Raw genomic sequence first — 11152 nt, forward strand, 5'->3', positions numbered from 1 at the left:
CTGGGGTTAACCGCGCAGAACATGAATAAAGATGTAAAACCAAAAGTAGGTTTGGTTCTAAGTGGTGGAGGAGCGAAAGGTTTTGCCCATATTGGTGTTTTAAAAGTTATTGAACAAACCGGATTGCAAATTGATTTTGTGGCAGGTACCAGTATGGGGGCAGTTGTGGGTGGCTTATATGCTGCAGATTATTCACCAAAAGAAATTGATTCCATTATTAACTCTTATAATTTTATGGAGTTATTACAAGATAAAATACCGAGAAGTCAATCGGCATTTTTTGAGAAACAATATGGAGAAAAAAGTTTGATTTCTTTTCCTGTCACAAAAAAGGGAAAAATAACATTGCCATCTGCAATTGCGCATGGTCAGTCAGTCTATAATGAGTTGAATGCCTTGTTTGAACATGTGCATGATGTTAGAGATTTTAATGAGTTGACTATTCCGTTTTTTTGTATGACTACAAATCTGGAAACTGGAGAACCCGTTATTCTAGATTCTGGCCGTTTGCCTGAAGCTATTAGAGCAAGTGCATCTTTACCAACTTTGTTAGAACCTATGGAAATAGAAGGTAAAACTTTTATTGATGGTGGGGTGGCTAATAATTTTCCGGTAGATGAAATGCGGGAGCGTGGAGCGAATATAATAATAGGAGTAGATGTTCAAGGAAAACTTGAACATAAAGATAATATTAATTCTGTGGTGGATGTGTTGAATCAGATTGTGAACTTTCAAATGTATGCTAGAGATGAAGAGAAAGTAAAAGAATTAACAATTCATATAAAGCCAAACACGAAAGATTTTTCAATTACATCTTTTGATAAAACTATTGAAATTATAACAGAAGGACAAAGAATTGCTGGTGAGCATCGAAAGGAATTTGAAGAAATTGCAGCACTTCAAAAAAGATTTGGAAAGGAGAAAAGAATTCCAAAAGAGAAGTATCGAAAAACAAGAAAAGTAAACCAAATTAAAATAAATGATTTGTATCATTTCTCTGGAGCTTATATCCGCGGTAAAATGAATTTAGAATTTGGAGACTCTATTTCTTATAAAGATTTAAATTATAAACTTGAGCGTCTTTCAGCGAGTAATGATTTTGATATGGTGACTTATGATTTCCATGAAGTAGGTGATAAGGAATATCAACTAGACATGAAACTTAAAGAAAATGAATATTTGTCTTCTTTTAAATTAGGACTTCATTATGATCCCTTGTATAAATCAAGTGTATTATTAAACTATACAACGAAACATATGCTTATAAAAAATGATATTTTATCAGCAGATTTTATTGTAGGAGATAATATAAGAGCCAATCTTAATTATTTTGTAGATAACGGTATTTATACCAGTTATGGGTTGAACTCTCGTTTCAATACACTTAGTGCTAGTGTAAAGTTTGATGGTACTCAAGTGAATCAGATTAATAAAAATTATGTTGATTTCTCTTCAATGGTTTATATTCAAACTACCTTCAATAGAAAGTTTGCGGTAGGTTTAGGTATTGAACACAAGTTTTTGGATGTATCCACAAAGTCATTAGTGTCTGATGAAATATCAAATCGAAAGTTTTATTTTGAGAAAAGTCATTATTTGAATTCCTTAGCTTATATCAAGTATGATTCTTATGATAAAAAAGCATTTGTTAAAAATGGTGTCTTGATAGATGGGGAATTAAAATATTATATGGCTTCGAGCGATTACAACAATAATTTTGAGCCTTTTTGTCAAGCAAAATTAAAGTTGGCTGCAGCAAAAACTCTTATAGATAAATTTACTTTTCACACCACTGTGGAAGGAGGGGTTACTTTTGAAAGTAATGATACCGGTCAATTTGAATTTGCATTAGGAGGTTTCGGACAGAACATGATTAACAATCATATTCCCTTTTATGGATATGAATTTGAGGATAATGTGAATCATTCTTATTTGAAAGGAGAATTAGAGATTCGTTATGAGGTGTATAAAAAGCATACCATGGCGTTTATAATGAACTATGGTAAGACGGATTTGGATATATTTAATGATGGACAAGTCTTTCAAGACATTTTATCAGGTTATGCATTAGTTTATGGTTATGAGTCGGTAATTGGTCCAGTAAGACTCGTAAGAGACTGGACACCAGATGTTAATATGGGGCATTGGTACCTTAGTGTAGGGTTTTGGTTTTGATTCAATGTTAAATTTTTACCCCAATGTTAAATTAATGTTACGTAAAAGTGTATTTAATGTAAAATGTTTTATATATTTGATGTATAGAAAAACAAATACTATTAATTTTAAATATATCTATTATGAAAAAACTATTGATGACAGCCTTTATTTTTACTTCTTTAGTTTTATCAGCACAGAATGTTGTAAGTTCAGAAGCACCGAAGCCAGTATATGAAGTGGAAGATGGATTGGTAAAGGTTACAAATTTTTACGAAACAGGAGAGATTAGAGAACAAGGATTTTACGATGCTGATAAGAAATTAACAGGAGAATGGATCCAATATGATAAAACTGGAAAAAGAACTATTGTTGCGAATTATTACAAAGGAGCAAAAGTAGGGAAGTGGTTAGTTTGGCAAGGAGACAAATTATTACAGTTAGATTATGAGCAATCAAGGATTGCAAATGTTAGTGAGTGGAAAGACACGAGTACTCTAGCAGATAATTAAAAATCGCTGTAGAACTTTTTGTTTTACAAACCGAAACGCATTAAACGTATCAAATACGTTTAATGCGTTTTTTTTGTTATATTTGCATCTGAAAACCTAAAAAAAAGAAATTTTTAGGGGTTCAATTCTAATAGTATTTAGAATAAATATTGTCTTGGTTGGCTGATTAAATTTGTATTTTTGTGCGGTTATAAAATTTAAAAAATCTTCAGATGAGAAAACTTCAAATGGTTGACTTAAAAGGTCAGTATGAAAAAATAAAAGATCAGGTTGATACAGCGGTAATAGATGTTATAGATTCTACTGCCTTTATTAATGGACCAGAGGTTAGACAATTTCAAGAAGATTTGGAGAAGTATTTAGATGTGAAGCATGTAATTCCATGTGCTAATGGTACGGATGCTTTACAAATTGCGATGATGGGACTTGGGTTAAAACCGGGTGATGAGGTAATTACTACGGATTTTACTTTTGCAGCAACTGTTGAGGTAATTGCATTATTAAATCTTACACCTGTTTTGGTAGATTGCGATCTTAATAATATGAATATTTCAATTGAGGCTATCAAAAAAGCGATCACTCCTAAAACAAAAGCAATAGTACCGGTACATCTTTTTGGTAGAGCTGTAGATATGGATGCAATTATGGCTTTAGCGGAAGAGCATAACTTATATGTTATTGAAGACAATGCTCAAGCTGTTGGAGGAGTTTATACTTCAAAAGAGGGTAAGAAAAAGTTAGGGACTATAGGAGATGTTGGAACCACATCCTTCTTTCCATCAAAAAATTTAGGTTGTTATGGGGATGGTGGAGCGATTTTTACCAATAACGATGAGCTAGCACATACTATTAGAGGAATTGTAAACCATGGAATGTATGAAAGATATCATCATGATGTTGTTGGTGTAAATTCAAGATTAGATAGTGTTCAGGCAGCAATCTTAAGAATAAAATTACCACATTTAGATGCTTATAACAAAGCTCGTCAAAAGGCGGCAATGTATTATTCTGATAAATTAGGTGTGAACCAAAATATTATTGTACCTGTAATTTGTGATAGTTGTGATTGTCATGTTTTTCATCAGTATGTGATTAGAATAACAAATGGGAAAAGAGATGGGTTGTTAGAGCATTTACAGAGTAAACAAATACCATGTGCTATTTATTATCCAATTCCATTGCATAGACAAAAGGCATACTTGGATGATAGATATAAAGAAGAAAATTTTTCTGTAACAAACCAACTTTCTGATGAGGTGATTGCATTACCAATGCATACTGAATTAGATACGGAGCAACAGGATTATATTATAAATACAATTCTCAACTATATTCAGTAGGTATAGGTTGTCATTGTATTAGTGAAATAAAAAATTAAAGGGGTCAAATGTTTCCTTTCTAGTGCTGTGTTTTTAAAGAAGCATTATAACCACTATGAATAGTCACTACGCCCCCTGTTTATAAAATGAAAGCATAGTAATTTTATCAATTACTAAAAATTATAAATAATTATTTAAAATTAAAAGAATGGCAAAAATACTTGTAACAGGAGGATTAGGATTTATAGGATCTCACACTGTTGTTGAATTACAGAACAAAGGGTTTGAAGTAGTAATTATTGATGACTTATCGAATACTACAATTGATGTTTTAGATAGTATCACTGAAATTACAGGTGTTAAACCAGAGTTTGCTCAGATTGATTTAAGAGTTAAAAGTGATGTTCAAGATTTTTTCAATAAACACAATGTTGATGGGATTATTCACTTTGCTGCTTTTAAAGCTGTAGGGGAAAGTATGCACAAACCATTAGATTATTATGAAAATAATCTTGGTTCTTTAGTGTACTTATTACAAGAAATGAGAGACAGAAAATTAGACAACTTTATATTTTCTTCGTCTTGTACAGTATATGGTCAAGCTGATGAGTTGCCAATTACAGAAAAGGCTCCAGTGAAAACTGCAGAATCTGTTTATGGGAATACAAAGCAAATTGGAGAAGAGATTATTAAAGATGCAAGTACTGCACATGGAATCAATACTATTGCGTTGAGGTATTTTAATCCTGTAGGAGCTCATCCATCAATTAAAATAGGTGAATTACCGCTTGGAGTGCCTCAAAATTTGATTCCATTTATCACTCAAACCGCTGCTGGAATGAGAGCAGAATTATCTGTTTTTGGTGATGATTATGATACTGTTGATGGAACTGCTGTTAGAGATTATATTCATGTAGTTGATTTAGCGAAAGCTCATATAGCGGCTTTACAGCGTTTGATTAATAAAAATAACAAAGAGTCTTTTGAATACTTTAATGTTGGTACAGGAAAGGGAAGTTCTGTCCTTGAAATTATCAACGCTTTTGAGAAAGTAAATGATTTAAAATTGAATTATAAAATTGTAGAGAGAAGAGCTGGTGATATTACAGCTGCTTTTGCCGATACAACAATTGCGAATAAAGAATTAATCTGGAAAACAGAGTTGTCTTTAGAGGATGCTTTAAGTTCTGCTTGGAAATGGCAGCAAGCACAAAAGTAATTGTGTAGAATAAATTTTTTAAAAGAGACTGTAAATATTTACAGTCTCTTTTTTTTTGTTCAGTTGTTTGCTTATGATGAGTTTGTTCTAGACAGACCTTTATGAATACTGCATTGTGGCTAGAAAAAAAATAGACAAGTTGCGTATTGTGATTTTTCAACTTTTCTTTTCTAATATATTTGTAGGTCCAATTAATTTAAACTTAAACAAATGATTCAAAATAGAAATTTAATAAGATTAGTGTTTTCACTTTTTTTAGCGGTCATACTTTTTGGAAGTTGCAGTAGTGACTCTCTGGAAGAAAATGAACCATCAACGATTGTAATTGACCCTGATGAGAATGAAGAAGAGGAAGAAGAAGAGGTTGTAGTTATAGATGTTCATACGGCTGATCAAGGATTTCCTTCTTTTGTTTCATTTGATGATACGACTCCTCAAGGAAAAACTTGGGTTAAAGTAGAAAATTTATCTGATGAATTTAATGGAACTTTTGATAGCACTAAATGGACTAAAACGAACTGGAATTATGGAGGGACACCTGTGAATATGCAAAATTCTAACTCAGGAGTTTCTGACGGAACTCTATGGATCAAAGCAACCTTGGATGCTTCAAGTCAAGATCAATGGTTTAAAACATCTAGGGTGCGCTCAAGAACTAAAATTAAATTCCCTATGTATACTGAATGTAGTATCAAAACTGCACATATTTCTGCATTTAATACTTTTTGGTTAAATAATGGTGATAGTAATAATAGAGATGAAATTGATATTATTGAAAATAACTCAAAACCTACGCTTCCACCTACTTCTAGTTTTGCATTAGATGAGTATCCATGGCAAATGAATTCACAGTATTTCATCGTAAAAAATGGAGTAACGGAAAGAGCAAAGGGAAACTCTAGTAATAAAAATTTATCTGAAGGAAATACCTTAAAAGGTGTAAGATGGAATGAGGCATATCATGTGGTAGGTGCTTGGTGGAAGGATGAAAATACGGTTCAATTTTACTTAGATGGTGAACCATCTGGAAGCATCACTACAACTCAAAATTTTACCCTTGAGCAATTTCTTATATGGGATTTATGGACTCAGGATTCTCCATGGGTAGGAGGGCTTCCTGATAAGACTGACCTGTCTGATGATACTATAAATACGATGAAAGTGGACTGGGTTCGAACATGGAAGTTGGAATAATTTCAATGACAGAAATAAAAGAAATAAAAAAACACCCTACATAGCGTAGGGTGTTTTTTTATGGTTGTAAAATTTTTTAAATCTCAGCACTACTTCTAGCGACAGATCTATCAATTTTAGCAAATAAACCTTGTAATACTTTACCAGGTCCTACTTCAACAACCTCTGTTGCACCATCAGCAATCATTGCTTTAGCACATTGAGTCCATTTTACAGCCCCTGTTAATTGAGCAATTAGGTTTTCTTTTATTTCAGATGGGTTTGTTACTGCTTTGGCAACAACATTTTGGTATACTGGGCAAGAAGGTTCATTAAACTGCGTTGCTTCAATAGCTGCAGCTAATTCTTCTCTAGCAGGTGCCATTAATGGAGAATGGAATGCTCCTCCAACAGGAAGTAATAATGCACGTCTAGCACCTTTCTCAGTTGCTAATTCACATGCAGCTTTCACCGCCTCTAATTCACCAGATATTACCAGTTGACCTGGGCAGTTGTAGTTGGCAGCAACTACATCACCTTCAATAGAAGCGCAAATTTCTTCTACCACATTGTCCTCTAATCCAAGAATTGCAGCCATAGTTCCGGCTTGCAATTCACAAGCCTTTTGCATTGCATCAGCTCTTTTTGCGACTAATTTAAGTCCATCTTCAAAAGAAAGAGTATTGTTGGCAACCAATGCAGAGATTTCTCCTAAAGAGTGTCCTGCTACCATATCTGCCTTGAAGCTATCACCTAAGGTTTTTGCTAAAATTACTGAATGTAAAAATACAGCTGGTTGTGTAACGTTTGTTTGTTTTAAATCTTCAGCAGTTCCTTCAAACATAATTTTAGTGATATCGAATCCTAAAATTTCATTTGCTTGTTGAAATAATTCTTTTGCTAATTCTGAATTTGTGTACAAATCTTGTCCCATTCCAGAAAATTGAGCTCCTTGACCAGGAAAAACATATGCTTTCATATTATTTATTTTCAAATTTGACTGCAAAAATAAGCATTGTTTGTGAATTATATCATTTGTACTGTTATATAATGAGTTTGGTTAGATTTCTATAGGTTAATGTGTTTTTGTTATATTCGTATTTATGAATACAAAAGACAGACAGCTGGCCTCTTCAATCTATATGATTTTGGCCACTTTATTTATAACTTCTTTGGTGGTTTCAAACTTAATATTTCAAAAATTTTTTTATTGGAATCCTTTAGGAATATTTCGTTTTGAAGTATCTGTTGGTATTTTACCTTATCCAATAACTTTTTTAATTACAGATATTATTTCTGAAATTTATGGGAAGAAGAAAGCAAATCAAGTTGTTGTTACAGGAATTTTCGCTTCCTTTTTTTCTGTATTAATAGTGTTAGTAGCCAATTATACTCCTGCAACAAGTTGGTCTCCTGTAAATGATGGATTGTTTTCAAAAATATTTGGCTTGTCTCCAATAGCTGTAATGGCATCTATGATGGCCTACTTATTTGCGCAATTCATTGATATTAAAATATTTCATTTTTGGAAACAAAAAACAAAAGGGAAACATTTATGGTTACGGAATAATTTTTCAACTTTTAGTTCTCAGTTTATTGATACGTTTACTGTGGTATTGTTGCTTACTTTGTTTGATGTGCTTTCATGGGATGTTTTTGGCAGTCTTTTGCTTAGTGGATTTTTGTTTAAAGTGATAGTCGCAATTGTTGATACGCCATTGTTATATGGGGCTGTCTATTTGTTTAGGAAAAGATTTAATTTGACGGCAGGAGAAGAATTAAAAGAGATTTTGTAATTTTCTAATAGTTTTCTCTACTAACGTTTATATCTAAAAAATTACTACAATATGAAATCATTTTTTTTATGGGCCACGATTGTATTTGTGTCCACCGTATCCTTTGCACAACAAGAGGGGTTTGATCAACTTTTAAAAAATAATGTAACTCAGGATGGGGTTGTTAATTATAAAGGAATTCTTAAAGAGAAAAATGCACTTGATGCTTATATCGATTATTTAAAACAGACCAAACCACAACAATCATGGTCAGAAGATAAAACAAAGGCTTTTTGGATCAATGCTTATAATGCCTATACCATTAATTTAATTCTTGAAAATTATCCAATTTCTAGTATTATGAAAATTAATAATGGAAAAGCATGGGACATGAAAATAGCGGTAGTTGGTGGTGAAACCTATACTTTAAATCAGATAGAACATGAACAGTTGCGTGCGGTTTATAAAGATCCACGTATTCATGTTGGTGTAAATTGTGCTTCATTCTCATGTCCGCCACTAGCAAATTATGCTTTTACAGAATTAAATGTTGATTCTAAGTTGGAGGAACTTATGAAGAAATTTGTGAATGATCCTAAAAGAAATATGTTAACTCCTAAAAAAGCATCTCTATCTAAAATATTTGAATGGTATCAGGGAGATTTTACCTCAGAAGGTAAATTGATAGATTATATAAAGAAATATGCATCGGTTGAATTATCGAAAAAAACTAAAGTTCGTTTTTTAGAGTACAATTGGAACCTAAACGAATAAAAACACTTCAAATAAAAAAATATGGAAGCTTATTCCCTTGCTGACCAAGAAAAACTATACGCAAAAGTTCAAGAGACTTTGGCAAAATCAACATCAAATCCAATTGTTGAAATTAGAAAAAAGAAATCTGAAGAAGATATATTGTTTTTAGAAAGTTTGCCAATTCTGGGTTTTTCTAAGCAATTACATCAATATTCAAAATTACCTTTTAAAGCAAAAGGGTTGGATATTTTGCAAATAAATGTTGGTTATTTGTGCAATCAAGTTTGTAATCATTGCCATGTAAATGCAGGACCTTCTAGAAGAGAGTTGATGTCAGTTGAAACGATGAAGCACTGTTTAGCAGCGCTAGATTCGGGAGGGTTTTCAACAGTAGATCTTACAGGAGGAGCACCAGAAATTCATCCTGATTTTAAATGGTTTGTTGAAGAAATTTCTAAACGTGAGGTTAAAATTATCGTTAGAAGTAATTTGACGATTCTTACGTTTGCAAAGGAGTATGAGTATTTGCCTGAATTTTTTAAAACGCATAAAATTGAGGTCGTAGCGTCAATGCCTTGTTATACTTTAGAGAATGTGGACAAACAACGTGGAGATGGTGTTTTTGAAGCTTCTATTAAGGGATTGCAACTTCTAAATGAAAAAGGCTATGGTAGAGGAGAAGAATTGAAGTTACATTTGGTATATAATCCAGGTGGACCTTCGTTACCAGGCTCTCAGGAAGGTCTTGAAAAAGATTACAAACGAATGTTGAAGGAAAATTTTGCTATTGATTTTAATCAATTATATACCATAACAAACATGCCTATTAGTCGTTTTTTAAATGATTTAAAAGCACAGAACAAGGTTGAAACCTATATGAATCTGTTGGTAGATAATTTCAATTTGGCCGCAGTGGAAAATGTAATGTGCAGAGATACCATTTCGGTGCGTTGGGATGGTACTATTTATGATTGTGATTTTAATCAAATGTTGCATTTGCCCATCCTAGACAAACAACATCAAAATATTAAAGATTTTAATGCAGATACATTGAAGAACAGAACAATTTCACTGAAAAACCATTGTTACGGATGTACTGCTGGTGCTGGTTCTAGTTGTCAAGGTGTTATATCGTAAGTAGAAGTATGAAACAGAGAATTGTTTTTTTAACGTTGTTGATTGTGTCTACTTTTTCGAATGCACAAACTAAAAAATTCAATAAATTACTTGAAAGAAATTTAAAGGAAACGGTTCCTATAGTTAAGGTATCCGATATTTCTTCTTTAGATAAGTATGTTTTGTTAGATACTCGGGAACAAAATGAGTACGATACAAGTCATCTTAAAAATGCACTTTGTGTTGGATTTGATTATTTTGAAATAGATGCTGTATTGCAAAAATACCCAGACAAGTCTCAACCTATTTTGGTGTATTGTTCTATTGGGATGCGTAGTGAAATGATTGGTGAAAAGTTATTGAAATCAGGCTATACAAAGGTGTATAATTTGTATGGTGGGATTTTTGAATGGAAAAATCAAGCAAAGGAAATAGTGGATAAAAATAACCAACCTACAGAGAAGGTTCATACGTTTTCTAAAGAATGGAGCAAGTGGTTGACTAATGGGGAAAAGGTTTATGAAAAATAATAATCTATTAATTATTTTCACTAGGAATCCTGAATTAGGGAAAGTAAAATCAAGATTAGCGGCTTCGATCGGACCTGAAAAGGCATTGGCTATATATAAAGAATTACTAACTCATACTCGTAATATTGCTCTTGAGGTAGTCTCAGATAAGTATCTTTATTATTCAGAGTCTATTCAGGAGTTTGATGATTGGGATCCAAAAGTGTTTTCAAAGAAATTACAAAAAGGAGAAGATTTAGGGGATAAAATGAAGAACGCATTTTGTGATGGCTTTAAAGCAGGTTACGAAAAAGTTGTGATTATTGGTTCTGATATTTATGATCTTAATTCGTCACATATTACGAAAGCCTTTGAAAAGTTAGATTCTTATAATACCGTTATTGGACCCGCAGAAGATGGAGGTTATTATCTATTAGGTATGAAAGAATTGATTCCTTCAGTGTTCAAAAATAAAAAATGGGGTACTGAGACTGTTTTGAAATCGACCATAGAAAATTTAGAAGGCAAATATGCTACTTGGTTTTTAGAAGTTTTAAATGATATTGATGTAATTTCTGATATAAATCCAGATTCAAATCTGATAGAATTACTATAAAAC

At 32.4% G+C, this 11152-nt stretch carries 11 protein-coding genes; 10 read left to right on the forward strand and 1 reads right to left on the reverse strand.

Annotation, left to right across the window (positions count from 1 at the left end; all coding sequences use genetic code 11):
• The first annotated feature begins 21 nt into the window (after window positions 1-21).
• The 5 genes from AC2DZ0_RS13785 to AC2DZ0_RS13805 all read left to right on the forward strand — a co-directional run bounded on the left by AC2DZ0_RS13785 (window position 22) and on the right by AC2DZ0_RS13805 (window position 6398).
• Window positions 22-2175: a patatin-like phospholipase family protein gene (locus tag AC2DZ0_RS13785; RefSeq protein ID WP_484642448.1), complete on the forward strand. Its 2154-nt coding sequence runs from the start codon at window positions 22-24 to the stop codon at window positions 2173-2175.
• Between the two features lie 122 nt (window positions 2176-2297).
• On the forward strand, window positions 2298-2666 hold the full coding sequence (locus AC2DZ0_RS13790; protein ID WP_484490636.1) for a toxin-antitoxin system YwqK family antitoxin: 369 nt from the start codon (window positions 2298-2300) through the stop codon (window positions 2664-2666).
• Between the two features lie 212 nt (window positions 2667-2878).
• The gene (locus AC2DZ0_RS13795; RefSeq protein ID WP_484642450.1) at window positions 2879-4006 is read left to right on the forward strand and encodes a DegT/DnrJ/EryC1/StrS family aminotransferase; all 1128 of its coding nucleotides are present in this window, start codon (window positions 2879-2881) and stop codon (window positions 4004-4006) included.
• A gap of 187 nt (window positions 4007-4193) precedes the next feature.
• On the forward strand, window positions 4194-5204 hold the full coding sequence (galE, locus tag AC2DZ0_RS13800) for a UDP-glucose 4-epimerase GalE (protein ID WP_484642452.1): 1011 nt from the start codon (window positions 4194-4196) through the stop codon (window positions 5202-5204).
• 210 nt (window positions 5205-5414) lie between these two features.
• Window positions 5415-6398, forward strand: a complete 984-nt coding sequence (locus AC2DZ0_RS13805) for a LamG domain-containing protein (RefSeq protein WP_484642454.1) — start codon at window positions 5415-5417, stop codon at window positions 6396-6398.
• Window positions 6399-6474: 76 nt separating this feature from the next.
• Here the strand turns inward: AC2DZ0_RS13805 and fabD are convergent, their stop codons facing one another.
• Entirely contained in the window at window positions 6475-7356 is an 882-nt protein-coding gene (gene fabD, locus AC2DZ0_RS13810) for an ACP S-malonyltransferase (protein WP_484490640.1), read from the reverse strand.
• Between the two features lie 124 nt (window positions 7357-7480).
• Here fabD and AC2DZ0_RS13815 point away from each other — a divergent pair, with 124 nt between their 5' ends.
• Genes AC2DZ0_RS13815 through AC2DZ0_RS13835 form a run of 5 tightly spaced genes read left to right on the forward strand, consistent with a single transcriptional unit; the run spans window position 7481 to window position 11149 of the window.
• A complete protein-coding gene (locus AC2DZ0_RS13815; RefSeq protein WP_484642456.1) occupies window positions 7481-8173 on the forward strand; it encodes a queuosine precursor transporter in 693 nt (230 codons plus the stop codon).
• Window positions 8174-8224: 51 nt separating this feature from the next.
• On the forward strand, window positions 8225-8926 hold the full coding sequence (locus tag AC2DZ0_RS13820; RefSeq protein ID WP_484642458.1) for a DUF547 domain-containing protein: 702 nt from the start codon (window positions 8225-8227) through the stop codon (window positions 8924-8926).
• Window positions 8927-8947: 21 nt separating this feature from the next.
• Window positions 8948-10045: an arsenosugar biosynthesis radical SAM (seleno)protein ArsS gene (gene arsS, locus AC2DZ0_RS13825; RefSeq protein ID WP_484642460.1), complete on the forward strand. Its 1098-nt coding sequence runs from the start codon at window positions 8948-8950 to the stop codon at window positions 10043-10045.
• Between the two features lie 8 nt (window positions 10046-10053).
• A complete protein-coding gene (locus tag AC2DZ0_RS13830; RefSeq protein WP_484642462.1) occupies window positions 10054-10554 on the forward strand; it encodes a rhodanese-like domain-containing protein in 501 nt (166 codons plus the stop codon).
• On the forward strand, window positions 10544-11149 hold the full coding sequence (locus AC2DZ0_RS13835; RefSeq protein WP_484642463.1) for a TIGR04282 family arsenosugar biosynthesis glycosyltransferase: 606 nt from the start codon (window positions 10544-10546) through the stop codon (window positions 11147-11149). Before AC2DZ0_RS13830 ends, AC2DZ0_RS13835 begins: the two co-directional genes overlap by 11 nt.
• The last annotated feature ends 3 nt before the right edge of the window (window positions 11150-11152 follow it).

The organism is Flavicella sp. IMCC45668, from assembly GCF_057219105.1.

Coding starts and splice junctions, on each gene's coding strand:
- AC2DZ0_RS13785 (WP_484642448.1), top strand. CDS start 22: ATGAATAAAGATGTAAAACCAAAAGTAGGTTTGGTTCTAAGTGGTGGA.
- AC2DZ0_RS13790 (WP_484490636.1), top strand. CDS start 2,298: ATGAAAAAACTATTGATGACAGCCTTTATTTTTACTTCTTTAGTTTTA.
- AC2DZ0_RS13795 (WP_484642450.1), top strand. CDS start 2,879: ATGAGAAAACTTCAAATGGTTGACTTAAAAGGTCAGTATGAAAAAATA.
- galE (WP_484642452.1), top strand. CDS start 4,194: ATGGCAAAAATACTTGTAACAGGAGGATTAGGATTTATAGGATCTCAC.
- AC2DZ0_RS13805 (WP_484642454.1), top strand. CDS start 5,415: ATGATTCAAAATAGAAATTTAATAAGATTAGTGTTTTCACTTTTTTTA.
- fabD (WP_484490640.1), bottom strand. CDS start 7,356: ATGAAAGCATATGTTTTTCCTGGTCAAGGAGCTCAATTTTCTGGAATG.
- AC2DZ0_RS13815 (WP_484642456.1), top strand. CDS start 7,481: ATGAATACAAAAGACAGACAGCTGGCCTCTTCAATCTATATGATTTTG.
- AC2DZ0_RS13820 (WP_484642458.1), top strand. CDS start 8,225: ATGAAATCATTTTTTTTATGGGCCACGATTGTATTTGTGTCCACCGTA.
- arsS (WP_484642460.1), top strand. CDS start 8,948: ATGGAAGCTTATTCCCTTGCTGACCAAGAAAAACTATACGCAAAAGTT.
- AC2DZ0_RS13830 (WP_484642462.1), top strand. CDS start 10,054: ATGAAACAGAGAATTGTTTTTTTAACGTTGTTGATTGTGTCTACTTTT.
- AC2DZ0_RS13835 (WP_484642463.1), top strand. CDS start 10,544: ATGAAAAATAATAATCTATTAATTATTTTCACTAGGAATCCTGAATTA.